The sequence below is a fragment of the Dorea sp. 210702-DFI.3.17 genome (genome assembly GCF_020560825.1).
Taxonomy (GTDB): Bacteria; Bacillota; Clostridia; order Lachnospirales; family Lachnospiraceae; genus Dorea; species Dorea formicigenerans.
On sequence record NZ_JAJCNB010000021.1, the window covers coordinates 1 to 26,256 of the forward strand.

The following is a 26,256-nucleotide window of genomic DNA, read 5'->3' on the forward strand; positions in this document are numbered from 1 at the left end:
ATAATCTGTATGGACGGAAGTTAATTAAGATTCCCGAACCGAGATTTGTGGTATTCTATAATGGAAGGGACAAGATGCCGGAACAAAGTGTTTTACGTTTATCCGATGCTTATGAAAGTAAATCTGAAGAATTAGATTTAGAGTTGAAGATTCGGTTTGTAAATATAAATCCTGGATATAATGAGGAAATGATAGAAAAAAGTCCGACATTATATCAATATGTGAAATTTGTAGATACAGTCCGCAAATATCAGCAGGAAATGCCATTTCCGGAAGCAGTGGAAAAGGCAATTGATGAATGTATAAAAAAGGGTATTCTTGCGGAGTTTTTAAGGAAGAACAGAGCAGAGGTGTTAAGAGTGAGCATATTTGAATATGATGAAGAAGAACATATGAGGCAGGAACGAGAAGAAAGCAGGCAGGAAGGTATAGAACAAGTGAATGATTTGTATGATAAATTGCATGACTTAAATCGAGAAGAAGATATTTGGAAAGCTATAAAAGATGTTGAATACAGAAAGAAATTGCTGGAAGAATTTCATCTTGATTAAAAATTTTACAAGACCAGATGCTGTGTTAATGTCCAGCATCTGGTTTTTCTTTACATTTGCAATATATTATGGCCACTAATGTGCTTATAGCGGTCGCCAGTATGCCGGGACCGACGATGGCAGCAGGATTGATACTGCCGTACTGGCTGCGGTAGGCAATGACATTTACAGGAATGAGCTGCAGGGATGATATATTAATGATAAGAAATGTGCACATTTCATTGCTGGCAGTTCCTGGAGCGCGCACTTTTCCCGGGAGGTGGTATTTGCGGCGGTCGTCTTCCAGATTTTTCAGTTCTTCCATTGCGTTCAGTCCGGCAGGTGTCGCAGCCCAGCCAAGTCCCAGAATGTTAGCAATGATATTCGTGGTGATGTGGGTGGCAGCAGGGTGATTGTCCGGAAGATTTGGGAACAGGAAATGAATCAGTGGCTTCAACTTTCGAGAAAGCTGTTCGATGATGCCGGCTTTTGTTGCAATTTCCATAAGCCCTACCCAGAAGGACATGATACCGATCATAGTAATGCATAGCGTGATTGCTTCCTTGGAAGAATCCAGTGCGGCATTGGTGATGTCGGGCATGCGTCCGGTAAATGCGGCGTAGATAATCCCAAGCATCATCATACCGGCCCAGAGATAATTGAGCATAAGAAAACCTCATAGTTTTCGCTTTATAAAAACTATGAGGTTTGTGTAATAAGTATGTCATATTATTTTAGAGAATCATCCAGTTTTCTCCATACGGTAAAAATCATCGTGACAAAGCAGGCGGTTCCGCCGATGAAGTTGGAAACCGGCTCGGCAAGAAAGACTCCATTTGTTCCAAGTCCGCCTACAGTCGGAAACCACAGTGTCAGTGGAATGACGATGATTGCCTTTCGCAGCAGGGAGAAGAATACGGCTTGTTTTGCTTTTCCCAGTGCAGTAAATGTGGACTGTCCGGCAAACTGCAGCGACATCATAAAGATTCCAAAGAAATATAAATGCATCGCAGGTACGCCTTCGGCTAACAATTCCGGTTCGCTATTGAACATGTGAATGAAGAAGCGTGGGAAGGCGAGCAGTAATGCCCACATAAAACAGGAAAATAAGATACAGACAATCGTTGTAAATTTGATTGCTGATTTTACACGCGCATGTCTTCTGGCACCGTAGTTAAAGCTCATGACAGGCTGCGCACCACTTGTAAGACCGGTGACCGGCATGGTAATGATTTCCCGGACGGAGTTAATAACGGTCATGATTCCAACATACAGGTCACCACCGTATCTGGAAAGAGTTGCGTTACAGACAATCTGTACCGATCCATTTGTAATCGCCATAATAAATCCGGCAAGTCCAAGAGCACAGATTTCCTTTACTAATCGGAAGTCCAGTTTCATATAAGCAAGTGAGAGTGTAAGGATTGCTTTCTTTCCGGTTAGAAAATGTAATACCCAGATTGCAGAGATTCCTTGCGAAATGATGGTCGCAAGAGCGGCTCCGCGGACTCCCATATGGAGAACGAAGATAAAAAGAGGGTCAAGGATCAGGTTCAGGACAGCACCGATGGAGACGGTGAGCATTCCGGTCATTCCAAATCCCTGGGCGTTGATAAAATTGTTCATGCCAAGACTGATCATGACAAAAAGTGTGCCGATAAGGTAGAGACTGATGTATGCATTTGCATAAGGATAAGTAATATCACTGGCGCCGAACAGGTAAAGCAATGGGCGCTTGGACAGGTAGCATAAAATCATGAGAATGCCGCCGGAAATCAGGAGCATGGAAAAGGAGTTGCCGAGAATTTTCCGGGCGCGCGCAGGTTCACCGGCACCTCTTGCCATAGAAAAAAGCGGTGCGCCGCCCATACCGAACAGATTGGTAAAAGCGGTGATGATTGTAATGACCGGCAGAGTCAGACCGATTCCGGTCAGCGCCTGGGTGGACACGTCTGGGAGATGACCGATGTAAATGCGGTCAATAATGTTGTAAAGGACATTAATGAGCTGCGCAAGCGTCATAGGAATTGCAAGACGCAGAATATTTCCAGAGATGCTGCCCTTACCAAAGTCATGAGTGTCTGTAGATTTTGCTTTTGGTAAAGCATTTGTATTATTTTTATGTAAAAGATTCAATTTCGGAAACTTCCTTTCTGATGACGGTATGGATTTCTTTACACTGGCATAATATACAACAGATAGTATAGGGCAAGCAAAAGGAGAATTCAAGAATTGAAACTATTTCTTTACCTGTCGGATTTTATTGTACCACTCATGATATTTGGGATTATCTGTTACGGAATTACAATGAAAATTCCAGTTTATGACACATTTGTAAAAGGAGCGAAGGACGGATTTTTGACCGTTATCAAAATTATGCCGACTATGGTAGGGCTTATGGTAGCAGTCGGAGTACTAAGAGCATCCGGATTTCTGGAATTTCTGGCGCAAATGATTGGAAAAGTTACACAATATATCGGATTCCCGGGCGAATTAGTTCCACTCACGATAATAAAGATGTTCTCCTCGTCCGCAGCGACAGGATTACTCCTTGATGTCTACAAAGAGTACGGGACAGATTCCTATCTGGGACTAGTGGCATCCATCAGCATGTCCTGCACAGAGACAATATTCTACACCATGAGCGTTTACTACATGACCGCAAAAGTAACAAAAACAAGATACACACTGCCAGGGGCATTACTGGCAACACTCGCCGGATTGGCGGCCAGCGTAGTACTAGGGGGCGTAGTAAAATAGAAAAGTTACGGTAGAAAACGCAGAATAACTACGTCCCCAAAAGGTTGCTCTTAGGGGCAAAATTCGGTATACTGATAGGAGCAAATCCCGTGTGTTTGTGGGTGAAGGAGGAACGAATGAATCTGATCAGTCGGATTCCGAAGGATTTTTACAAGGTATTCGGAAGTAAATATATGGAATTCTATATGCAGTTTCTTGTGGCGGTTTACGAGGAGAGCAGCCAGTCGTATTCGCTTTTGGGGTTGACTGAGGGCGAGTGTCAGGCGATTATGAATGAGCAGCTTGCCCGTATGACGTTAGACTGGAGTGAGGAGCGTTTTGATGAGGAAGGGGAGCTTTTGACGCGGTCGAACATGGCGATGATAAGTTTACGGCATTTTGAAGACTGGGGATGGCTTAGACGTGACTATGACGAAACACTAAACAGCTATGTAGTATCTTTCCCGGAGTATAGTCAGTTGTATGTGGAGTTGTTCCGTAATCTTTATAGTGATGAGGACAGCAAGGAGCGCGAGAGTGTGCTGGCAGTGTACAGTCACCTTTATACATATAGTTCGGATCGGGAGAAGAATAATGACATTCTGAAAAGTGCACTGCATACGTCAAGATCCCTGCTTCAGATGCTGGCAAATATGCAGGAAGGGATGCGTGGATATTTTGATGAATTATCGAGCCAGCGAAGTTTTTTAGGAATCCAGGAAGTTCTTGTAAAGGAAATCAACAATAGTGACAGCCAGAAATATGCGATTTTAACGACAACCGACAGCTTTTATCGTTACAAGGAAGCGGTCAAAGAGCTGATAGAGAAGAATCTTGGGGAAAATGAGACAAGGCGCGAAGGTTTTGTGGAAAAGCTCCGGGATATTCAAGTTCAGCTGGCGCGAGAGGAGCAGGAGAAGTCTGAAGAACGAAATGTGCAGAATAAGCTGAGCATTCAGCGTTACCGCCTGGAGCGGGCAGTGAAGCTCTGTGACGAAGCGAATGAAATGTTGTACCGCATTTCCAGAGAGTTCGATGCCATTGAGCGAAGATACAATATGCTGATTGAGCAGAAGACTGTATTTGCAAGCCGGGCTGCTGCGAGAATCCGGTACATTTTGATGGAAGGCGCGGTCGAGGAAGATCAGACAATTGCCTTTGTAAATCTTCTGACTCAGAGTGAAAAATGTGATGAAATTTTGGACAAGCTGTCTCAGAAAATGAAGCTGACTGAACCATACCGTGTGATGAACGAAAAGAGTCTGTATCAGAGACGTGACCGGAAAAAAGAAGCATTTGTACCGCAGGCGGTGACAGAGGTAACAGAACAGGCAGATTCGGAAGAAATGAATGAGTATGTTCTGAAGCCGCTTTACACGCAGAAGGAAATCCGAGAGTTCCGGAAACAAAACGAGCAGGATGGAAACTTTATTGTGACGAAAGACACAGTAAAATCCATGGAAGATCTGGAAAAGCTGTTTCTTGTTTGGCAGGATGCTACGGAAGTTGCGGAAGGAACAGAAGAGATTGAGGTCGGAGAAGAACTTGAGAACGAGAATGGTCTGAGATTCTCTAAGCTTGTGATTAAAAAATCTCAGTAATCATCAGGTGTAAATATCATAGATGGGGGCTTGTGCCCCAACATCATAATAAGAAAGACAAGGATAAGGGAAAACATATGGTAAATTATATGGAAGAATTGTCTGTGACAGAGGCGGAGAATCTGAAGAAAACCATTTCCGCGCTGTTTCGGCAGACATGCATTTTACAAGTAAAATACGATCCGGTCACATTAACGCCGAGGGATAACCTTCACTATGAAATCTGTGTGAGACACCGGAAATTTATAGAAGACTATCTGTCCGTACTTGGGTGCGAACTGGTACACGACCCACAGGAACACATTTTCAGGCTGACCGGGGAAGGCGTGGCTGTGGAACGTTTGAATGTGACGGCTACGAAGATCATTCTTCTTATTAAAATAATCTATCGGGATAAGATTCTCGGTGAAGGTCTGAATGCGACTGTGACGAATCTGGCGGAGATCCGTGAGTATGGAAAGAACACGAATCTGATCAATGAGAAGCTGACTATGGCAGAGTGGAAAGATGCGCTGTATGTTATGAGCAAGCATCAGATTATCGAGGTGCCGGGCGCAATCCAGAACGTAGAAGATCAGACAAAGATTTACATTTACAGCACAATTAATCTGTATTGCAGTGGTGTAGATATTCAGGCATTGATGAAAGAATATGTTGATGAGGAAGGCGGTGCAGAAGTTGAAGCAGGCGAAGAAGATATTTACAAGAATGCTGATGAATAACTGGGGCGGTGTCAGCCACAAGATCATGGAGTTCCATGAGTATGTGAATCTGTTCAGTGGTAAGAGTGGCTCTGGAAAATCAACAGTTATGGATGCCATTCAAGTCGTTCTGTACGGAAGTATTTCCGCTACATTTTTAAATAAGGCGGCGGACGATGCGAAGAACCGCCGAAGTGTGCTCAGTTACCTGCGAGGTGCGCAGAAAGACGGCTCTTACAATCGTGATGGACAGGACTTCTGCTCTCAGATCGTACTGGAGATATTTGACACCGGAACGAAGGTGAGCACTTGTATCGGTGTTGCATTCGAAGTTGGAAAAAATGATACTGATATCCGAAAGTATACATTTTTCAGCCATTCCGGGAAAATTCCGGAGGACGAGTATCTGACGGAGAAAGGTGTGCCATATACAATTGCAGGACTCAGAAAGCTTGTAGAAAAGCGGGTGGAATCTTCGGACAATCGTGGACGAGGTGATGTGAATCGCCTTTATCCGTCAAAAGAGGCATATCTGAAAACGGTTTATGATGTGATCTTTGGATATGTGGAGCCGGGGCGCATGATGACCATGGAAAAGAGTGCGATTGCCCTTCGCATGACAAATGGAACGGGTCAGTTTATCCGTGATTATATGTTCCCGAAGAGTAAGGAGGACACGGTTTCGACCATCAGTGACCAGCTTGGTGCGTACCGTGAGATCAAAGAGCGTGTGGAAGACCTGGAGAATCGGATCCATCTTCTGGATGAGATCAGCCGGCAGAATCTGGCACTTCAGACGACGCGTGCGGATAAGCTCCATGTGGAACAGGTGTTAAAATATATTGATATTGAAAGCTTCAAGACGAAGATTGAGGCGAGAAGTCAGGATCTTATGGATATCAATGAGAAGATTCGTGCCAGAGAAAAACAGCAGAATGAGAATAATGAGAAAAAGACACAGCTTACGAACGCACTTGTTGAGGTAGAAGCGGAACTAAAATCCAGTGATTATGGTCAGAAGGAGAAGGAGCTGAAGAGTCTTAAGGAGACCATTAAGCTTCTGGCCCGCAACAGTGAGCAGTGGCGCGAGGTTGTAAAAGGACTTGCCCGCTGGGAGGAAGATGAAGAAATCAGTGCCTATGTGAGCAATCCGGCACTTCAGAGGATTGATGAGATCAAGTCGGGAAATGTTTCAAAGGAAGCAATTGAGAAGCTAAAGAAACAACTAAGTGACGCGCTGGAGAGCATTAATGAAGAAGTTGATGAAATCGGTACAAGAATCAGTCAGAACCGCAAGGATTTGAAAGAGAAAAAGGAAATGGTGGAGGATCTGAAAAACGACCGCAAACCGTACCGAAAAGAGTTAAAACAGGCAAGGCAGGAGTTACAGAACCGTCTGAGCACACAATATGGAAGAACCATTCACGTCAACATTTTCGCAGACCTTTTTGATATTACAGATGAGAAGTGGAAAAATGCGATTGAAGGTCGTATGGGGCGTGTGAAACACAGTCTTGTGACCGCACCGGAGTACGCCCTTGATGCAGCGAAAGTATTTCGTAAGCTTCAATATCTTGGTGGGATTGATGAAGTAGATCTGTTAGATACGACCGCAATTGTGAAGTCCGAGCCAAAAGTTCATGACAATTCGATCTATGAGGCTGTTCATGCAGAAGAACCATACGTGGACCAGTGCCTGCGCCGTTATCTCGGAAGAATTGCCAAATGCGAGACAGAGGAAGAACTCCGTGCCTCCGGAAATGGTGTGACAGCCGACTGCTATTCCTATAATAATTACATTTTCCGTCATCTGAAGAAAAATGATTACGAAAAATATGCCTGTATTGGAACGAAGGTTTCTAAGGCAAAGCTTCGTGAAATGGAAGATGAGGTTCTGAAGCTAAGTGAAGAAGTATTGCAAGATCAGCAGATGCAGCAAAGCCTGAAAGCAGCCCAGGGATTTGAGCGGCTGAACCAAAGCACAGATCAGATCCTGCATCTGGCCGGGGCAGGAGAAGAACTGCAGGCATTTTACGAGAAACAGGATCAGCTGGAGAAGGAACTGCGAGAGCTTCGCGAAGGAAGCAGAACTGCGGAACTCAATCAGCAGAAGACAGAATTAGAAGTAAAAATCCAGGAAATTGAGAAGATATCTGAACAGCTTCAGAAAGAAATACTGGGTTATGCCAAGACACAGGGACAGGCAGAGCAGGATATCGTGAATTTCCAGAATCGTATGGATTTCCTGATGCAGGGATTTGTACTGAATGAAGAACTGCAGACTGAAGTCCAGGAAGCATTAAAGATACAATCTGAGCAGACATACCGACGTAAGAAAAGTAAAGAATCTGAAGAGCTGATGAAGCAGGAAGAGGAAGTACGTGATCTTCTGACCCGTGCGAGAAATCAGTTCAATCAGGCATATCCATCCTATGGTCTGACGGGCGTAGAACACGAAAATGTTTCTTATGACAGGATTTTGAATCAATGCAGACAGGACTTTGAGCCGAAGTATAAAGATGAATTTCAGAAACAGTATGATCTGATCTATCATACGCTTCGTGAAAATGTAATCGCGACGATCCACGGTGAAATCAAAGCGGCATACCGTCACAGGAAAGAAATCAACCGTATGCTGGCAAAGATTAAATTCTCTGACAGTATTTACCAGATTGATATTCTTCCGGCAGAAAATGAAAATGGACAGTTTTATGAGATGCTGATGGCACCGGAATTGGACAGCAAAGTGCTGGACGATGATGGTTTCGACGGACAGATCACGCTTGGCGAAGACACATTTTATCAGAAATACGAGCAACAGATCTTGCGCTTGACGGAGAAATTCATGCCTCCGAAAGATGAAGATGCCAAGTCCTTAAGCCAGCACCGTCAGCAGATGGAGCAGTACGTGGATTACCGGAATTATCTGACCTTCAGTATGTATGAACGAGTAGAAGATGAAGATGGAAATGTGAAGAAAAATGCGGTCGATGACATGGCAGGGCGTGATTCCGGAGGAGAAGGACAGAATCCGAAATATGTGGCACTTCTGGCTGGATTTGCAATGCTTTATATGCAGCAGACAAACCGCGATTCCAAGATAAGACTGGTACTTTTGGATGAAGCATTTTCCAAAATGGACAAAGAACGAAGTGAAGTCTGCCTGCACTACGCAAGAGAACTGGAATTACAGTTGATTGTGTGCGTACCGGACGAGCGGCTGCAGTCCTTGATCCGAAATGTGGACAGTGTGTACGGATTTAGAAGATATCAGAATCAGGTAAGTATGATGCATATCGATAAAGGAGAATATCTGGATATGATTGAGGGGAAGATTTGACTCGCATGAGTCAAATCTTCCCTTGAAACTTTTCCGCTAATACGCATTTTTAATTTGCTTCTGTAGAATTTCAAATGGCGCCGGTCCGGTATCGAGGATGCATTGGTGGAACTGATTCTGGGTAAAATCATCTCCCCAGGTTTTTATTGCCAGTTTCTTTAATTCCAGAAATTCCACGTATCCGATGTAATATTTGAGATAATTGCCGGGATCTGCGACAATCAGATCAAAAATGTCCTCGATTGTCTTTTCATTCGTGATTCCATAGGTTCGGAAAAAGACAACTGTTTCAGCAAGAGTCCAGCCGTCATAGTGGATGCCCATATCGGCGAGGGCGTAAAGTCCGAGAATGACGGAGGCATTATGTTGGAGAAGTGTTGCCATATCATGAGAAAGCGGGGAATAGTAATAACTCAGCATTTCACAATATGTAGCCCAACCTTCGGTATATCCGCCAAATGACAGAAGATCTCGAATCGGAGGGTGTTTGGTGGCGGAGTAGTAGACCGTCTGATATAAATGCCCCGGATAACCTTCGTGTGCCAGAGTTGTAAAGAGAGTCAGGTCATCAGAAATGTGTCCGGGATTAATATAGATGACATTTTCGCCACTGTTATCAATTGGCGGAATCATGTAAAAAGCAGGACTTAAATATTCTTCCATAGCTTCCTGAACATATTTTATTTCGAAAGAAACTTTTGGAGGTTCTGGGAATGAGCCGGATATTTTATCTTGCAGCGTATTTAAAATGTTGACCGGATCATCGGAAGAAAATTCGGTACCGTGACCTTTGAATAAATCAGAAGCTGCTCCCGGCGTGGTACCTTGTACAGAGCCAGAATGAGCTTCAGAGTTCTTATGGAAACTGGAATTGTTTAATAATTTCTGCATCGTTAGCAGGTCACTTTGAATTTGTCTTTGTGCAAGTTTCTGAAGCTGTGGAATGGTTCTGGCAGAACCGGTCTGTTCTTTTACTGAGAGTTCATAATATTTTTTCCCATCAGGAAGATAACAGAGTCCCCGTTCGTTGTTTCCGGTATCACGAAGATTTTGGAGTCCGTCACTAAGAGAAGTGTAGGCCGGAAGAACGTAATTTAAGACGGCGTCACGATTTTGTTTCTTATAATCTTCAGAAGTTACAGCAGGCAAATTCAAAGCGTCAATTTTAGAATCAAATGTGGCATAAAGATAGTTATTTTTCATGGTGGCAAATGTCTGACATTCCGTGATAATGTCGTCGGCGACGTAGGAAGCCATGAAAAGTCCGGCGCTGCTTTTTGCTTTCTCAAATGTGAGAATAGATTGGAAATAATCGGGAATGGTAGTCAGAAGTTTCAGGTAAGTGTCAATATCGTCAGTATTATAAAAACGATATTCTGACAGAAGAATAGGAAGCTGTGCCTGAGTACCGGTAAGTGGTGTGAGAGGTTCTTCATATAAAAGATACGGCCCCATTTCCAAAGAAGAGGTGTAAGAGTGTTCAAGAATGTCGTAAGTCAGCTTATTATAATCAGACAGCTTGTTCCGTTTGAACTGATGAAGGCTTGCAAGAGCATTTTCCGCAGAAGCACATATAAGCGCCGAGTCTGTTCCGGCGTATCCACAAGAGACAGGTGGATTTTGAATTCCATAAGATTCCGGATCTTTTACTGTGTAATGAAGCGTGATCGTATTCGCAGACACCTCCTGCCTAAATAGTTCCTCCACGTATCGGTCGAAGCGGGAATTCATATCCAAAGCTGAAGTTCCACCAACAATCGCACTTAGAAGCAGCGCAAAAATCAGCAGACCGGACATAAAACCAACCAACAGAAAGTGCCGTTTTTTATAAAGAGACATACAAAGAATCCTTTCAGTGCCTTTCTATAATATTTATGAACAGAGTTCGGAGAAAATGTGTTATCATGGAATACATGACATAGAAAAAATGCCGAGGCATTCTTGAAAAAAAGTGATTTTTGTAAAATGTGTAGTGAATTTACAGAAAATCACATTTGAAAGGAGTTAGAAAATGCAGCTAACACATTTTGATGAAAATGGAAAAGCAATCATGGTCGATGTTACGGAGAAAAATGACACAGTCCGGGAGGCTACGGCAAAAGGACGTATCCTGGTGAGCAAGGAAGTCTACGATGCGATTGAAGCCGGAACAGTCGGAAAGGGGGACGTGCTCGGAGTGGCAACAACTGCCGGAATTATGGGTGCAAAGAGAACTTCCGAACTGATTCCGATGTGCCATATTCTTCCAATCACAAAATGCCGTGTGAATTTCGAGATGAAACCAGAGGAATGTGCAATTGACTGTTATTGTACAGTAAAAGTGACCGGGAAGACAGGCGTGGAGATGGAAGCCCTCACAGGTGTCAGTGTGGCACTTCTTACTGTATATGATATGTGTAAAGCCATCGATAAATCTATGGAAATCGGAGAGATTTATCTTTGTCATAAAAGTGGCGGAAAAAGTGGTGAGATCAGAAACGAAAAGATTGACGGTCAGAAAGCAAGGCCTTGCCAGAACTAAGGGAGCGCTAAATCCGTTGACAAATAAGAGGTTATTGCTATAATAATTTTATTATATATTAGAAATGGTGGGACAGATGAAGTTAGGCGCAGTAATATTGGTGGCCGGAGTCGGGATACCAGATGAGGAGATGGAAAAGTTTCTTGAGATGAAGAGACCGACCATTTTCGAACAGATGATTGTAAGCTATCAACGTGCGGGTGTGGCAGACATTGCTCTGGTCACACGGGATGGAATGGCAGATAAGATAGAGCAGACATTGCATCGTCGCGGGGTTACATTTTTGGATATAGAGTCAGATTCCTTTGAATTAGCAGTTCTGAAGGGACTTTCTTATCTATCGGATACATGCGAACGTATTTTTGTCGGAGATATTCGTTTTCCTTTTTTTCAACCGGATATATTGTTAATGATGCAGAAGCGTCAGGCAGAATTGCTTGGTGCAGTATATGGAGGTATGTTTGGCGACTTAATCTGTACCAGTCAGGCCTGCGCAAGAAATATCTGCAAAAAACTGGAACAACAGATTGAAGAGAGTGCAGAGATAGCAGAAGGAACCGTCAGAAGTACCGGTGTGGCGGCTTTCTGGAAGCAGTTCGGTTATCGAATCGCGCATATAGAGGTTGAGAATGAAGGGATTCTTGTGAAGGTGACATCTGCACGGGAATATGAAGAAAGACGGCAGATATTTGCAGAGAAGCAGATACGAGGTCATGTGAAAGTAAGTCTTGCAGTGAATCGTTCTTTTTTTGGACCGGGTGCTGTAACACTTCTGACTCAGATCGATCGTCTGGGTTCTGTGCGGGAGGCCTGCGCAAAGACCGGTATGTCTTACAGTAAAGGCTGGAAGCTCATCCATACAGCGGAGGAAGAGACAGGCTGGAAGATTGTGGAGCGCATGAGCGGTGGAAAGAATGGTGGCGAAGCCTATATAACTGAGCGTGGGCATATGCTTCTTAAAAAATATGAACTTTACAGGGAACGCGTTGAAGCGGCAGCCCAGGACATTTATAAAGATGTTTTTCAAGACGGTGAATTATTTTAATTAAATTCTTGAATTAAATTAAAAGCACTTCTACAGGGGACGAGCAGCTAATAACAAAAAGGGAAAGAAGACTGGCGCATGAGAATTTTAATAAGAGGAGCAGGAGATCTGGCTACAGGAATTGCATATCGCCTATATAAATGCGGATTTGAAATTATTATGACAGAGACGAAAGTTCCATTGACTGTACGACGGACAATTGCATTTTCTAGAGCAGTGTATGAAGGAAATGCAGAAGTAGAACATGTTACTGCGAAACTGACTGACGGACCGGAACAGATAGATGATAGAATAAAAAAGGGGTATATACCGCTTCTTGTGGATCCAGGACTTAAGTATCTGAAAGAGTATAAGGCAGATGTAGTTGTAGATGCAATACTGGCAAAAAAAAATCTGGGAACAACGATAGACGCTGCTGAATTTGTAATTGGGGTCGGACCTGGATTTACCGCTGGAAAAGACTGCCACGTAGTAGTGGAGACTATGAGAGGACATAATCTTGGTAAAGTGATCCATGAAGGCTGTGCAATTCCGAATACAGGAATCCCGGCAGAAATAGGAGGATATTCTATTGAAAGGATCATCCGTGCATCGGCAGACGGACTTTATGAGCCTGTGGTTAAAATCGGTGATCATGTGGAAAAAGATCAGATTGTTGCTTATAGCGGTGGAAAATCTGTCCGAGCGTTGATGAGTGGTATTGTCCGGGGAATGCTGCAGCCAGGGGTAAATGTTACAATTGGCATGAAGTGTGGAGATATTGATGCCAGATGTAAGGAAGAATATTGCTATACAATTTCGGATAAAGCCAGAGCAATCGGTGGCGGGGTGCTGGAAGCAATCATGGAGCATTTCAATGGAGAAAAACATATCCTATAAGAAATGATGCGAGGGACAGGATAAAAGAATTTGTGAATTTTGAATGACTGAAGAATATGACGAATTGGTTGACAAAAAAACCTGTTTTGTTATAATATATTATATAAATTTGAGCGAAATTATAGGGGATTTTGTTTACCTTAGATAAAAGGTGAAAAATCCCTATTTTAATATCAAAAAAATTGATATTAAAATAACTGAGAAATGTTATAAAAATATTTTTTTAAACTGCGAATAGTTTTGAAAAAATATTCGAAGGGAATGGATACAATGAAATTAATGCGAACGGAAGATGCAGTGGGGCAGGTATTGTGCCATGACATCACACAAATTATCAAAGGCGTTACGAAGGATGCCGTATTTCGAAAAGGCCATATTATTACAGAGGAAGACATACCTGTACTTTTAAGTGTGGGAAAAGATCACATTTACATTTGGGAGAATAATGAGAATATGCTTCATGAAAATGATGCGGCTAAGATCTTGTATGATATGTGTGCAAATGAGCACATGATCCCATCGGAAATCAAAGAAGGAAAAATTGAACTGATCGCGGAGTGTGACGGTCTTTTAAAGGTTGATACAGAGCGATTGAATGCAGTAAATGCGCTGGGTGAAATGATGATTGCCTGTCGTCATGGAAACTTTCCGGTAAAAAAGGGCGATAAGATTGCCGGGACAAGGATTATTCCTCTTGTTATTGAAAAAGAAAAAATGGAGCGTGCAAAAAAAGCAGCTGGTGAAGAACCGATTTTTGAGCTGATTCCATTTAAAAAGATGAAAGCTGCAATTGTAAATACTGGAAACGAAGTATTTTACGGAAGGATCAAAGATACATTCACACCGGTCATTATCGAAAAATTGAAAGAATATGGAGCAGAGGTCGTCGGGCATGTAGTAAGTGATGATAACCATGAACATATTACAGCGGCTATTCAGAAATTTTTGGATGAAGGGGTGGATATGGTACTTTGTACAGGCGGAATGAGTGTGGATCCAGATGACCGTACTCCGCTTGCGATTAAGAATACAGGTGCTGAGATCGTAACTTACGGAGCACCTGTACTTCCGGGAGCCATGTTCTTGCTGTCCTACTATGGAGAGAAAAAAAGACCAGTCATTGGTCTTCCGGGATGCGTTATGTATGCGAAACGGACTATTTTTGATTTGGTTCTGCCACGGATCGTGGCTGGAGAGATTCTGAAAAAAGCAGATGTTGATACACTGGGAGAAGGCGGCTTATGCTTGAATTGTCCGGTCTGTACTTTCCCGAATTGCGGATTTGGAAAGTAGGTGAGTGCAGATGTGGGAATTCTTACAAAAATTAAAACAACTGCAGCCGGAGAGTAAAAATATCGTTTTGACAGGACTGACAGGAGAGGCATTTGGGGAAAAAGCGCTTGTATCGAATGGAAAGCTGGTATGGGCATCTGTTGCAGGGGGATTTTTAGAACAGCATGACCAGCAGATAGAGCAGTTAGAAGTAAATGGTATAGCGCTTGTTGATGGCGAAAAAATATTTGGTGAAGTTATAGGTGGACAGAAGAAAATCGTGATCTGTGGTGGGGGACATGTTTCCATGCCGATTATTCAGCTTGGAAGACAGATTGGATGTTATGTAACAGTACTGGAAGACAGACCGAAATTTGCAGATAACGCCAGAAGAGCAGGAGCAGACAAAGTTATTTGTGATACATTTGAAGCGGGACTGGAACAGATTCCCGGTGATTCAGATACGTTTTTTGTAATCGTTACCCGCGGACATGTGTATGATCGGATCTGTCTGGAAAGTATTGTAAGAAAACCACATGCGTACATTGGAATGATGGGAAGCCGCAGAAGAGTGGCACAGGTAAAACATAGTGTCCTTGAAAATGGAGCCGATCCACAGGTGATCAGTCAGTTACATTCTCCGATTGGCCTGGATATAAAGGCGGAGACACCGGAAGAAATCGCAATATCCATTATGGCAGAAATTATACAGGTCAAGAATCAGGATAAACGAGGAGCCGGTTATTCGAATGAAATCCGGGATGCAATCGTGAAATGTGAGGATCAGAAAAAGATATTGGCGACGATAGTCGAACGAAAAGGAAGTGCGCCAAGAAGTATTGGAACGAAGATGTTGATAATGGAAGACGGACGATGTGTAGACACTATTGGGGGCGGCTGTATTGAAGCCGCGATTGTCAGCAAAGCGTTATTAATACTGCGAGGATGCGCAAAAGCGCCACAAATCGTGCATGTGGATATGACTGGTGAAGATGCCGAGGAAGAAGGCATGGTGTGTGGTGGTAAAGTAAAGGTATTGTTGGAGGAAGTTTAAAGATTTATGAAGGATCAGTATGGAAGAATAATAGATTATATGAGAATTTCCATTACGGATCGGTGTAATCTCCGGTGTCGGTATTGTATGCCGGAAGGAGTAGAATTAGTTTCGATGAAGAACATTCTTTCTTACGAAGAAATTGAGATGGTCTGTCAGGCGGCTGCAAAGGCCGGAATCCGTAAATTCAAAATTACAGGAGGAGAACCGCTGGTAAGACTGGGGTGTCCGGAATTGATTGGAAAGATTAAGAAGATTCCGGGAGTAGAGCAGGTAACAATGACTACGAATGGTGTCCTGCTGTTCAAATATTTGCCAGAACTATTGAAAAATGGGCTGGATGCGGTGAATATTAGTCTGGATACACTGGACCGGGAACGTTATCAGGTAATTACCGGACGGGACGAACTTTTCAGGGTGCTGGAAAGTGTGGATCAGGCAGTAGATGCCGGAATCCCGGTGAAAATCAACAGTGTACTTCAAAAAGGCATGAATGAGGATGAATTTCTGGCACTTGCAAGATTGACGCTGGAGAAAAAGCTGGATGTACGTTTTATTGAGATGATGCCGATTGGGCTTGGAAAAAAGTTTGAGACGATTTACAATGAAGACATTTTGGAAGAGTTAAAGAAACAATATCCTGATATTCAGGAAGATCGACAGATTCATGGAAATGGACCGGCAGTTTATGTGAAGCTTCCGGGAGGTCAGGGAAGTGTAGGATTTATCAGTGCACTTCATGGAAAATTCTGTCAGTATTGTAACCGGATACGCATGACGGCGCAAGGGTGTTTAAAACCTTGTCTGTGCTATGGAAAAGGCGTGGAGCTGAAGGATATTATTGACAGGCATGAAAAGTCGCAGAGATGCGGGACGACAATGGCAGATCAAGAAATATTGGAATATTTGTATCAGGCAATCACGGAGGCAATTCAGTTAAAGCCAAAAAGCCACCGTTTTGAAAATTTAAGTGAAATTACGGAAGATAAGAAAATGAGTCAAATTGGGGGATAGAGCTGTGGGAAAGATATTAGCAATTTGTATTAGTGAGAAAAAAGGAACCCAGAAAAAACCAATTGAGTCTGCAAGACTTGTGGAAGAATGGGGAATTGAGGGAGATGCCCATGTGGGGAAATGGCACCGTCAGGTGAGTATGCTTTCATTTGAAAAGATTGAAGCATTTCGAGAGAAAGGTGCGGACGTAGACTTTGGGGCATTCGGAGAGAATCTTGTTGTGGAAGGGTTTGATCTGAGTAAAGTCCCGGTAGGAACGAAATTTCAGATTGGAGAAGCAATTTTGGAATTGACGCAGATTGGAAAAGAATGCCATAGCCACTGTGCGATCTACAAGGTTATGGGTGATTGTATCATGCCAAGAGAAGGTGTGTTCACAAGGGTTCTGAAAGGTGGCGAGATTAAGGCTGGTGATGAGATCACAATGCTTCCATTAGAAAAAGATCGTCCGTTTACGGCGGCGATTATTACTTTGAGTGATAAAGGTGCTGCAGGAGAGCGAGAGGATAAGAGTGGTCCATTGATTCAGGAGATGCTTGTGAAGGAAGGATATGATGTGATAGAGACCTTACTGCTTCCGGACGGAGAGCAGCCTTTGAAGCATCAGCTTATGAGACTGGCAGACCAGAGACAGGTCAATGTGATCTTTACGACAGGTGGGACCGGATTTGCAGAAAGAGATGTGACACCAGAGGCAACACAGGCAGTCTGTGACCGCATGGCGATGGGAATTGCAGATGCGATCCGTCAGTATTCACTTTCTATTACCGGACGAGCAATGCTTAGCCGGGCTGTATCCGGAATTCGAAAAAAGACGTTGATCGTTAATCTTCCGGGAAGCCCGAAGGCTGTAAAAGAGAGTCTGGAGTATGTATTGCCACATCTGGGACATGGACTTGGAATTTTGCGTGGCACAGATGGTGAATGTGGAAATAGCTGATAATTCATGATATCAGAGAGGATAATAATAGCGGTTGCATGTGAGAGCAGACATGAAAATGTGTAAACACGTATAAACGACCGCTATATTATTTATACACCGATTGCTTTTGTAAAACGAATCGCATTTTCAAAAACAGTCATTATGCTAATCCAAAAGAGGGAGAAACGAGATGAAAAAAAGAGTATTAGCAACATTACTTGCAATGTCTATGGTATTAGGACTTGTAGCATGCGGAAGTAAATCCGACAGCAAAGATGACAAAAAAGAGGAGACAAAAACAGAGGCGAAGGCTGATGATGCAGAGGATGTAGAGCTTCAGGTATTTATTGCCGCCAGCTTGAGCAAAGTTATGGATGAAGTCGCAACAGAGTATCAGAAAGACCATCCAAATGTGAAGATTACATTTAATGCAGATAGTTCAGGAACACTGCTTACACAGATCGAGGAAGGATATGCGTGTGATGTATTCTTTTCAGCAGCTCAGAAACAGATGGATCAGCTGGAGAAGACAGACGGACTTGTAGTTGACGGAACACGTAAGAATGTTGTAAACAACCAGGTCGTAGTTGTAACACGTAAAGACAGTGGAACAAAGGTTATCGGACTTGAGACTTTAAAAGATGCTTCCAGCATCGCTCTTGCAGGTGGAAGCGTACCGGTTGGAAAATATTCAAGACAGGCACTTGTAAACCTTGGAATCCTTGATAAAGTTGATGATGTATCCACAATTCCTACAGAGACAGTATCTGAGGCACTTGGCGGAGTTGAAATCAGCGAGCAGGATAACGTAAGTAAAGTATTGGCAGCAGTTGTAGAGGGATCTTGTGAAGTTGGTACAACATACTATTCTGATACATATGGATATGAGGATGAGCTTAATATCCTTCAGACAGTAAGCTATGATCTTACAGGAAATGTAATCTACCCGATCGCTCAGGTTAAAAATGACGAAGCAAGTGATGCAGAAGTCTCAGCAGCAAAAGATTTCATCGATTTTGTAACATCTGATAAAGCAAAAACAATTTTCCAGAAATACTACTTCGATACAGATGTAGAGTAAGGAATATCTTTCCTAAGCCAGCAAAAAGTTGACTGGGAATTAAAAAAGCAAAAAAAGTCCCGTTCCTGTCTCAAAACAGGGCAGGGACATTCTTGAAGTCGGAGGAGGAATATAGATGGATGCAATGGAATCGATTATTAAAAATCTGGACTGGAGCCCGCTTTTTATATCATTAAAAACAGGAATCATGGCGACTTTTATATCATTCTTTTTAGGAATTTATGCGGCGAGAAAAGTGGTAAAGACAACACCGGGCAAGAAGGCGGTCATTGATGGAATACTGACACTGCCGATGGTACTGCCACCGACTGTCGCAGGTTTCTTCCTGCTTTTGATCTTTAGTAAAAGAAGACCATTTGGAATTTTTTTGTATGAGACATTTGATATTAAGGTCGTGCAGTCATGGCTTGGTTGTATTATTGCAGCAACCGTTATCGCATTTCCGCTAATGTATCGTAATGCAAGAGCTGCTTTTGAACAGTTAGATGTCAATCTGATTTATGCAGGGCGCACACTTGGTATGTCTGACATCCGGATTTTCTGGAAAGTTGTGATTCCAAGTGCAGGACCTGGAATTGCATCCGGAACTATTCTTACATTTGCAAGAGCCCTTGGAGAGTACGGAGCAACATCTATGCTGGCTGGAAATATTCCCGGAAAGACGGGAACGATTTCTCAGAAAATTGCTATGGTCATTCAGGATGGGGATTATGCAACAGCGGGAGTATGGGTAGCGATCGTTATGCTCATCGCATTTCTTGTAATCTTTTCCATGAATTTTATATCCGGCACAAAGATGAAGAATATCAAACGCTGGTAGATCCGGTTAAACAACATACTGCATCTTCAGTATGTTGTTTGAGTTGCCAAGCATACGACAAAAAGAAATTGTGGATGGTGAATGCATGGGATTGTACGGGAAATTGTGGAAAGATGCGGGAAGGATAAAGAATGGGAATTAAAGTAGATATTAAGAGAAAACTGGGAGAATTCAGTCTTGATATACATTTTCAGACAGAATCGAAACGAATCGGGATTCTGGGAGCATCTGGTTGTGGAAAAAGCATGACGCTTAAGAGTATCGCGGGGATTGAGACACCGGATTTTGGAATGATACAGATTGATGATAAGGTGCTGCTTGATTCGGCCAATAAAGTGGATTTAAAACCACAGAAAAGAAATGTCGGCTACCTCTTTCAGAATTATGCGTTGTTTCCAACTATGACAGTTGAAAAAAATATTGCGGCAGGTCTGAAAGGCAGCAAGGAAGAAAAGCAAAAAAAAGTACAGGAAATGATTGAAAAATTTGAGCTGACAGGACTTGCTGACCGGTTGCCGGGACAGCTTTCCGGTGGGCAGCAGCAAAGAGTTGCACTGGCGAGGATCATGGCGTATGAGCCGGATGTCATTCTGTTGGATGAGCCATTTTCCGCATTGGACGTATTTTTAAAAGACCGGCTTCAGCAGGAACTGATCGAGATGCTGAAAGATTATGAAGGAACTGTTATTATGGTATCGCACAGCAGAGACGAAATTTATCGTTTCAGCGAGGAACTGTTGATCATGGATCAGGGGAAACCGGTCATTTATGGAGAAACGAAAGAAATATTTGCGAAGCCTGTATATAAAGAGGCTGCAAAACTGACCGGCTGTAAGAACTTTTCCAGAATAAAACGTGTAGATGTACATACGGCAGAGATCCTTGACTGGGGAATTACATTACATACGAATCAGGAGATTGATGAACAGGCAACCTGGTTTGGGTATCGGGCTCATGATTTTGTGCCAGTGTGGGGAAAGCGAAAGGAGAACTGTCTGAAGATAAATGTTGAAAGTGAGGCAGCACTTCCTTTCGAAAGAAATTATTACCTTTACCCGGAGGGGGAAGAAAATCAGAATAAACAGACGATCTGCTGGTTTCTTCAGAGAGAAAAGCTGGAAAAAATCGGAGAGAAAGGAATGCCGGATTATCTGGAACTTACGGAAGAGAGCATGATGTTCCTGAGAGGATAAAAGAGAGGTTTAAGTAGTGAGAGGATAAAAAAGAGGTTCATATGAGAGGATAAAAAAGAGGTTTAAGTAGTTGCGGGTTTTATAGGGGTATGTTAGACTGAGCATAGAGTAGATTTGAAAAAAATCAAAACGAGGAGGAAAAAGGTATGAAGAGAATGAAAAGAGTATTGGCTTTGGGGATGGCGGTACTGATGTGTATGGGGCTGACTGCATGTGGCAAAGATTTTGATGCAGCAGGATACACAAAATCGGTATTAGATGCAAATTATCATGCACAGTATGATAAATATGCCGAATACCGTGGAATTTCTGAGAGTGATGCGAAAAAAGAAGTGACAGAAGGTATGAGAACTCAGATCGAGAGCGCATTTTCAGGAATGGACGTTAGTGATGAGATGATGGATAAATACATAGAGGTAGCTGATAAGGCCTATGATCTGGCAGATTTCACAGTAAAAGATGCCAAGAAACAGGATGATGACAGCTATGTAGTAACTGTAGTGATCAAGCCATCAGATGTATTCAGTAATTCTTCCAATTATGTAAATGATATTGCAACAGAGTATGCAGATCAGGGAAAAGATCCGACACAGACAGATGTGCTTATGGATATTTTAGTTGAGAGCCTGAACCGTGCGATTGAAGCAAACTCTTACGGTGATGAGACGACATTGGAAGTTCATGTAACAGCGGACAAGGATGGGGCATACGGAATCGAAGAATCGGAGATGGAGACACTGGAAGCAACTATGTTCCCAGGCGAATAAATTAGACAAAACAAAGTATTTAATAGCCGGGGTATTAATGGCAGGGTATTAATGGCAGGGTATTAATAGCTGGCCATAGGAAAGCTATATAAAAGGCTTGACATGCCAGTCCTTACTGTGCTACGATTTTTACGTTGAAATTCTTTTATATCTATATAAAAGAGATGTAAATATTCATAAGATAGCCAGGATGATTTATGGAAATTGCTGAATATTGAAAATGAAACAGAAAATGCGTGGAAAAAGAGAGTACGGTTGGAAAGATTCTACAGAGAAGCCCCGGTTAAGCTGAGAAGGGCGGATTGGAACAAGCGGAAGATGGCTTTGGAGCAGTGAGTGTGAAGAGTGGCAGACAGGTCAGGAATTTAGCACTTAATGGGATTCGCCCATTACAGCGAAAGAGTGTAGATGGCACTCGATGAGGTTCTGATCCGTGAGGATAGAGCGAAAAGAAGTGGTAACGCGGAATATCCCGCCTTCTCAGTATGAGAAGGCGGTTTTTTTGTATAGGTAGGAAATTGCATTTCCTACCTATACAAAAAGCCACCGGCAGGATGTGAAAAAAATTATCATTAAATAATGAAAAATTAAGATTATAGAAGGAGAGAAGAATATGTGTGAGAAATGCAACAAAGGAAAGTATTATATTACTACAGCGATTGCTTATGCATCAGGCAAACCGCATATTGGTAATACTTATGAGGTCGTTCTTGCAGATGCAATTGCAAGATACAAAAGAAGTCAGGGATACGATGTATTTTTCCAGACAGGAACTGACGAACATGGTCAGAAAATTGAACTGAAAGCGGACGAGGCAGGTATTACACCAAAACAGTTCGTTGACAATGCAGCGGGAGAGATTAAGAAAATCTGGGATTTAATGAATACTTCCTATGATAAATTTATCCGTACGACTGATGAGGATCATGAAGCACAGGTCAAGAAAATTTTCAAAAGACTGTATGATCAGGGAGACATTTATAAGAGTTCATACGAGGGAATGTACTGTACTCCTTGTGAGTCCTTTTGGACAGAGTCTCAGTTAGTAGACGGAAAATGTCCGGATTGTGGACGCGAATGTAAACCAGCGAAGGAAGAAGCATATTTCTTCAGAATGAGCAAATACGCTGACCGTCTGATCGATTATATCAACACGCATCCGGAATTTATTCAGCCTGTATCTCGTAAAAATGAGATGATGAACAATTTCCTTCTTCCAGGTCTTCAGGATCTGTGCGTGTCCAGAACATCCTTCACATGGGGAATTCCGGTTGACTTTGATCCAAAGCATGTTGTGTATGTATGGCTGGATGCCTTGACAAACTACATCACAGGAATCGGATATGATTGTGATGGAAACAGCACAGAGCAGTTCAAGAAAAACTGGCCTGCAGATTTACATTTGATCGGAAAGGATATTATCCGTTTCCACACTATTTACTGGCCAATCTTCCTGATGGCACTGGATCTTCCACTTCCAAAACAAGTATTTGGACATCCATGGCTTCTGCAGGGCGATGGTAAGATGAGTAAATCCAAGGGAAATGTATTGTATGCTGATGAATTGGTAGATTTCTTCGGAGTTGACGCAGTACGTTACTTCGTACTTCATGAGATGCCATTTGAGAATGACGGAGTTATTTCCTGGGAGCTTATGGTAGAGCGTATGAATTCCGATCTGGCAAATACACTTGGAAATCTGGTCAACAGAACCATTTCTATGACAAATAAATACTTTGGCGGAACGGTGACGAATAAAGGTGTTGCTGAGACAGAAGAAGACAAAGCAGTTGATGCGGATCTGAAAGCAATCACAGAGGATACGCCAAAAAGAGTGGAAGCTAAGATGGACGAGCTGCGTGTGGCAGATGCGATCACAGAGATTTTCGTACTCTTCAAACGCTGCAACAAATACATCGACGAGACAATGCCGTGGGCACTTGCAAAAGAAGAGGCTAAGAAAGACCGTCTGGAGACAGTGCTCTATAATCTGATCGAGAGCATCAAAACAGGCGCAAGACTTCTGGAGTCCTTCATGCCAGAAACATCTGAGAAGATTCTTGCACAACTTGGTGACGGAAAAGTGACAGAAAAGCCGGAAATTCTTTTCGCAAGATTAGACGTAGAAGAAGTAATGAAGAAAGTAGAAGAACTTCATCCACAGATGACAGCAGAAGAGAAAGAGAATCAGGCAGATGGTGAAGAAGAGACAGTAATCGATATTGATGCAAAACCAGAAATTACATTTGACGACTTCGGAAAAATGCAGTTCCAGGTAGGTGAGATCATCTCATGCGAGGCAGTCCCGAAATCTAAGAAATTACTGTGCTCACAGGTAAAAATCGGAAGTCAGGTAAAACAGATTGTATCCGGAATCCGCAAACACTATACACCAGAAGAAATGGTCGGCAAGAAAGTTATGGTACTTGTGAACCTGAAGCCGGCAAAACTTGCAGGAGTACTTTCAGAAGGAATGCTTCTGTGCGCAGAAGATGCAGAAGGAAATCTGGCCCTGATGACACCGGAAAAAGCAATGCCGGCAGGAGCAGAGATTTGCTAATATACAGAACTTAAAAATTTTGTGTACGATGAAGCACAATTCAAAAAGGGACAGGTTAACAATCGCTGTAAGAAGCGGAAAAAGGCAGTTTAAATAATTACACAATTTAATTGGGGACGGGGTTTTTTTGAAAAAACCCCGTCCCCAAAGGAGGAAATATGAGTAAGATTAGAATTGGTATTGTAGGTTATGGTAATATTGGCCGTGGCGTTGAGCAGGCAATTAAGAGAAATGAGGACATGGAGCTAGCGGCAGTTTTTACAAGAAGAGATCCTGCGTCTGTCAAAGTTGCGACTGAGGGTGCGAAAGTAGTGCACATGGATGATATGTTATCTATGAAGGGTGACGTGGATGTAATGGTTCTGTGCGGTGGTTCTGCAACGGATCTTCCGGTCATGGGTCCAGAGATTGCAGCGAATTTTAACACAATTGACAGTTTTGATACACATGCCAAGATCCCAGAGTATTTTGCAAATGTGGACAAAGCTGCAAAAGAGGGAAATAATATCAGTATTATTTCTGTTGGCTGGGATCCGGGAATGTTCTCTTTGAACCGTCTCTATGCGGAGTCTATTCTTGTCCAGGGAAGCACATATACATTCTGGGGCAAGGGTGTAAGCCAGGGACATTCTGATGCTATCCGCCGTATCCCGGGTGTGAAGAATGCGATCCAGTATACAGTTCCTGTTGACGAGGCTGTTGATCAGGTGAGAAGTGGAAGTGAGCCAAAGCTGACTACAAGAGACAAACATACGCGTGAGTGCTATGTTGTAGCGCAAGAGGGTGCCAACAAAGCTGAGATTGAAAATGCGATCAAGACTATGCCGAATTATTTTGATGAATACAACACGACCGTTCATTTTATTTCTGAGGAAGAGCTGAAGAGAGACCACAGCAAGATGCCTCATGGTGGATTCGTGATCCGCACAGGTGAAACTGGAGAAGAGGGCAACAAGCATGTGATTGAGTATTCTCTGAAACTGGATTCTAATCCAGAGTTCACAGCGAGCGTTCTGATTGCTTATGCAAGAGCAGCTTACCGCCTGAATCAGAAGGGCGAGAACGGAGCAAGAAGTGTATTTGATATCGCGCCTGCATTATTATCTATGAAGACACCAGAGCAGCTCAGAAAAGAGATTCTGTAATATGATTATCGATACACATGGACATTACGATGACGAACAGTTCGATGTGGACCGGGAAATGTTGCTGACGAACTTAAAGGAGCGTGGGCTGAAAGCAATTGTGACGGTGGGTGCTTCTATGCAGACAAGTGAAAATGCACTTGCGCTGGCACATCAGTATCCGGCAGTTTATGCGGCTGTCGGTGTCCATCCGGACGAGGTCGGCGAGTTGAACGATGATGCGCTGACACGTCTGGAGGAAATGTGTCACGATCCGAAGGTGGTTGCTGTCGGTGAGATTGGTCTTGATTACCACTGGGATGTGGAGCCGAGAGAGGTTCAACAGAAGTGGTTCATCAGACAGCTTGATCTGGCGAGAAAGGTCGGGCTTCCGGTAAATATCCACAGTCGTGATGCGTCGGAAGATACATTTCGTATTATAAAGGAGCACGCATCGGATCTGACCGGAATTATCCACTGTTTTTCCGGTTCAAAAGAGCTGGCGGCTGAGTATGTGAAACTGGGATATTATATCGGAGTCGGTGGTGTCGTCACTTTTAAAAATGGAAAGAAACTAAAAAGTGTCGTGGAAGCAATACCACTGACATCGATTGTACTGGAAACGGATTGCCCGTACCTGGCACCGGAGCCGAACCGCGGCAAGCGAAATGAATCTGCATATATCCAGTATGTGGCAGAGGAGATCGCCCGGCTGAAAGGAATTTCTGTGGAGGAGGTTCTTATACAGACTGAGATAAATGCGAAGCAGGTATATCAGCTGGGAGATGACTCCCAGCGGATATAGCCTCCGGCAGGGCGCACATTGTCCGGTGGACAATGGTTTTGCGCCGACCGAAACGGAGTGTAGACTTGCAGAGGTGCGCAGTAGAAGTATGTCATGCAATTGCATGACGCGCACCTCGCAGCAAGAATGCCGAGGCATTCTTGAACAGCTGCTGGCAGTATCATAAATTAAAAATATGTGAAGTGATATGTCGGAAATTTCATACAATCTTAATAACATTTTTTATCGACATAGTGTATAATATCTTTAATGGCAACAGTGCCGGTACGAGGAGGACAATCCTTCCAG

General features: G+C 43.1%; 21 protein-coding genes, 1 pseudogene and 1 other annotated feature. Of the genes and pseudogenes, 19 read left to right on the forward strand and 3 right to left on the reverse strand.

Going from position 1 to position 26,256, the window contains the following annotated elements; genetic code table 11:
- A pseudogene (locus LI149_RS10415) lies at window positions 1-551 on the forward strand (hypothetical protein); the annotation flags it as partial.
- Window positions 552-576: 25 nt separating this feature from the next.
- Here the strand turns inward: LI149_RS10415 and LI149_RS10420 are convergent.
- Window positions 577-1,197 carry a nucleoside recognition domain-containing protein gene (locus tag LI149_RS10420; RefSeq protein ID WP_117682856.1) on the reverse strand — a complete coding sequence of 207 codons (621 nt, stop codon included), beginning with the start codon at window positions 1,195-1,197 and terminating at the stop codon, window positions 577-579.
- 62 nt (window positions 1,198-1,259) lie between these two features.
- Entirely contained in the window at window positions 1,260-2,666 is a 1,407-nt protein-coding gene (locus tag LI149_RS10425; RefSeq protein WP_173786463.1) for an MATE family efflux transporter, read from the reverse strand.
- A gap of 96 nt (window positions 2,667-2,762) precedes the next feature.
- Between LI149_RS10425 and LI149_RS10430 the strand changes: the two genes are divergently transcribed.
- The 4 genes from LI149_RS10430 (at window position 2,763) to LI149_RS10445 (ending at window position 8,911) form a co-directional block, all read left to right on the forward strand.
- The gene (locus LI149_RS10430; protein ID WP_173786462.1) at window positions 2,763-3,290 is read left to right on the forward strand and encodes a spore maturation protein; all 528 of its coding nucleotides are present in this window, start codon (window positions 2,763-2,765) and stop codon (window positions 3,288-3,290) included.
- A gap of 116 nt (window positions 3,291-3,406) precedes the next feature.
- Window positions 3,407-4,870: a Wadjet anti-phage system protein JetA family protein gene (locus LI149_RS10435; protein ID WP_081445657.1), complete on the forward strand. Its 1,464-nt coding sequence runs from the start codon at window positions 3,407-3,409 to the stop codon at window positions 4,868-4,870.
- 77 nt (window positions 4,871-4,947) lie between these two features.
- On the forward strand, window positions 4,948-5,592 hold the full coding sequence (locus LI149_RS10440; protein WP_040015366.1) for a DUF4194 domain-containing protein: 645 nt from the start codon (window positions 4,948-4,950) through the stop codon (window positions 5,590-5,592).
- Window positions 5,549-8,911, forward strand: a complete 3,363-nt coding sequence (locus LI149_RS10445; RefSeq protein WP_304515586.1) for an SbcC/MukB-like Walker B domain-containing protein — start codon at window positions 5,549-5,551, stop codon at window positions 8,909-8,911. The genes LI149_RS10440 and LI149_RS10445 overlap by 44 nt, the downstream gene beginning before the upstream one ends.
- Before the next feature lie 36 nt (window positions 8,912-8,947).
- On the opposite strand, the gene LI149_RS10450 is transcribed toward LI149_RS10445, so the two are convergent.
- Window positions 8,948-10,750: a DUF885 domain-containing protein gene (locus tag LI149_RS10450; RefSeq protein WP_227143324.1), complete on the reverse strand. Its 1,803-nt coding sequence runs from the start codon at window positions 10,748-10,750 to the stop codon at window positions 8,948-8,950.
- Between the two features lie 172 nt (window positions 10,751-10,922).
- Between LI149_RS10450 and moaC the strand changes: the two genes are divergently transcribed.
- The 14 genes from moaC to LI149_RS10520 all read left to right on the forward strand — a co-directional run bounded on the left by moaC (window position 10,923) and on the right by LI149_RS10520 (window position 25,968).
- Window positions 10,923-11,432, forward strand: coding sequence for a cyclic pyranopterin monophosphate synthase MoaC (gene moaC / locus LI149_RS10455; protein WP_005338187.1), 510 nt, complete (start codon window positions 10,923-10,925; stop codon window positions 11,430-11,432).
- 76 nt (window positions 11,433-11,508) lie between these two features.
- Entirely contained in the window at window positions 11,509-12,477 is a 969-nt protein-coding gene (locus tag LI149_RS10460) for a winged helix-turn-helix domain-containing protein (RefSeq protein ID WP_227143325.1), read from the forward strand.
- 78 nt (window positions 12,478-12,555) lie between these two features.
- Entirely contained in the window at window positions 12,556-13,356 is an 801-nt protein-coding gene (yqeB, locus tag LI149_RS10465) for a selenium-dependent molybdenum cofactor biosynthesis protein YqeB (protein ID WP_029730995.1), read from the forward strand.
- Window positions 13,357-13,626: 270 nt separating this feature from the next.
- On the forward strand, window positions 13,627-14,649 hold the full coding sequence (locus tag LI149_RS10470) for a molybdopterin-binding protein (protein ID WP_227143326.1): 1,023 nt from the start codon (window positions 13,627-13,629) through the stop codon (window positions 14,647-14,649).
- A 10-nt stretch (window positions 14,650-14,659) separates the two neighbouring features.
- Complete coding sequence (locus tag LI149_RS10475; protein WP_227143327.1) at window positions 14,660-15,682, forward strand: XdhC/CoxI family protein; 1,023 nt, start codon at window positions 14,660-14,662, stop codon at window positions 15,680-15,682.
- Between the two features lie 6 nt (window positions 15,683-15,688).
- Window positions 15,689-16,696 carry a GTP 3',8-cyclase MoaA gene (gene moaA, locus LI149_RS10480; protein WP_227143328.1) on the forward strand — a complete coding sequence of 336 codons (1,008 nt, stop codon included), beginning with the start codon at window positions 15,689-15,691 and terminating at the stop codon, window positions 16,694-16,696.
- A gap of 4 nt (window positions 16,697-16,700) precedes the next feature.
- A complete protein-coding gene (locus LI149_RS10485; protein WP_227143329.1) occupies window positions 16,701-17,636 on the forward strand; it encodes a molybdenum cofactor synthesis domain-containing protein in 936 nt (311 codons plus the stop codon).
- A 172-nt stretch (window positions 17,637-17,808) separates the two neighbouring features.
- Window positions 17,809-18,699: a molybdate ABC transporter substrate-binding protein gene (modA, locus tag LI149_RS10490; protein WP_227143330.1), complete on the forward strand. Its 891-nt coding sequence runs from the start codon at window positions 17,809-17,811 to the stop codon at window positions 18,697-18,699.
- Window positions 18,700-18,814: 115 nt separating this feature from the next.
- The gene (gene modB, locus LI149_RS10495; RefSeq protein ID WP_173786455.1) at window positions 18,815-19,519 is read left to right on the forward strand and encodes a molybdate ABC transporter permease subunit; all 705 of its coding nucleotides are present in this window, start codon (window positions 18,815-18,817) and stop codon (window positions 19,517-19,519) included.
- A 131-nt stretch (window positions 19,520-19,650) separates the two neighbouring features.
- Entirely contained in the window at window positions 19,651-20,712 is a 1,062-nt protein-coding gene (locus tag LI149_RS10500; RefSeq protein ID WP_227143331.1) for a sulfate/molybdate ABC transporter ATP-binding protein, read from the forward strand.
- Between the two features lie 146 nt (window positions 20,713-20,858).
- Window positions 20,859-21,479 carry a hypothetical protein gene (locus tag LI149_RS10505; protein ID WP_117613944.1) on the forward strand — a complete coding sequence of 207 codons (621 nt, stop codon included), beginning with the start codon at window positions 20,859-20,861 and terminating at the stop codon, window positions 21,477-21,479.
- A gap of 228 nt (window positions 21,480-21,707) precedes the next feature.
- Window positions 21,708-21,962: a binding site (T-box leader), on the forward strand.
- 130 nt (window positions 21,963-22,092) lie between these two features.
- Entirely contained in the window at window positions 22,093-24,039 is a 1,947-nt protein-coding gene (gene metG / locus LI149_RS10510) for a methionine--tRNA ligase (RefSeq protein WP_117613945.1), read from the forward strand.
- 158 nt (window positions 24,040-24,197) lie between these two features.
- A complete protein-coding gene (locus tag LI149_RS10515) occupies window positions 24,198-25,184 on the forward strand; it encodes a diaminopimelate dehydrogenase (protein WP_117494407.1) in 987 nt (328 codons plus the stop codon).
- A gap of 1 nt (window position 25,185) precedes the next feature.
- Complete coding sequence (locus LI149_RS10520) at window positions 25,186-25,968, forward strand: TatD family hydrolase (RefSeq protein WP_227079290.1); 783 nt, start codon at window positions 25,186-25,188, stop codon at window positions 25,966-25,968.
- Window positions 25,969-26,256: the final 288 nt, after the last annotated feature.

Bases quoted from the DNA above. Each gene is read 5' to 3' on its own strand.
- LI149_RS10420 (WP_117682856.1), bottom strand. From the start codon at position 1,197: ATGCTCAATTATCTCTGGGCCGGTATGATGATGCTTGGGATTATCTAC.
- LI149_RS10435 (WP_081445657.1), top strand. From the start codon at position 3,407: ATGAATCTGATCAGTCGGATTCCGAAGGATTTTTACAAGGTATTCGGA.
- LI149_RS10440 (WP_040015366.1), top strand. From the start codon at position 4,948: ATGGTAAATTATATGGAAGAATTGTCTGTGACAGAGGCGGAGAATCTG.
- LI149_RS10450 (WP_227143324.1), bottom strand. From the start codon at position 10,750: ATGTCTCTTTATAAAAAACGGCACTTTCTGTTGGTTGGTTTTATGTCC.
- moaC (WP_005338187.1), top strand. From the start codon at position 10,923: ATGCAGCTAACACATTTTGATGAAAATGGAAAAGCAATCATGGTCGAT.
- LI149_RS10460 (WP_227143325.1), top strand. From the start codon at position 11,509: ATGAAGTTAGGCGCAGTAATATTGGTGGCCGGAGTCGGGATACCAGAT.
- yqeB (WP_029730995.1), top strand. From the start codon at position 12,556: ATGAGAATTTTAATAAGAGGAGCAGGAGATCTGGCTACAGGAATTGCA.
- LI149_RS10470 (WP_227143326.1), top strand. From the start codon at position 13,627: ATGAAATTAATGCGAACGGAAGATGCAGTGGGGCAGGTATTGTGCCAT.
- LI149_RS10475 (WP_227143327.1), top strand. From the start codon at position 14,660: ATGTGGGAATTCTTACAAAAATTAAAACAACTGCAGCCGGAGAGTAAA.
- moaA (WP_227143328.1), top strand. From the start codon at position 15,689: ATGAAGGATCAGTATGGAAGAATAATAGATTATATGAGAATTTCCATT.
- modA (WP_227143330.1), top strand. From the start codon at position 17,809: ATGAAAAAAAGAGTATTAGCAACATTACTTGCAATGTCTATGGTATTA.
- modB (WP_173786455.1), top strand. From the start codon at position 18,815: ATGGATGCAATGGAATCGATTATTAAAAATCTGGACTGGAGCCCGCTT.
- LI149_RS10500 (WP_227143331.1), top strand. From the start codon at position 19,651: ATGGGAATTAAAGTAGATATTAAGAGAAAACTGGGAGAATTCAGTCTT.
- LI149_RS10505 (WP_117613944.1), top strand. From the start codon at position 20,859: ATGAAGAGAATGAAAAGAGTATTGGCTTTGGGGATGGCGGTACTGATG.
- metG (WP_117613945.1), top strand. From the start codon at position 22,093: ATGTGTGAGAAATGCAACAAAGGAAAGTATTATATTACTACAGCGATT.
- LI149_RS10515 (WP_117494407.1), top strand. From the start codon at position 24,198: ATGAGTAAGATTAGAATTGGTATTGTAGGTTATGGTAATATTGGCCGT.
- LI149_RS10520 (WP_227079290.1), top strand. From the start codon at position 25,186: ATGATTATCGATACACATGGACATTACGATGACGAACAGTTCGATGTG.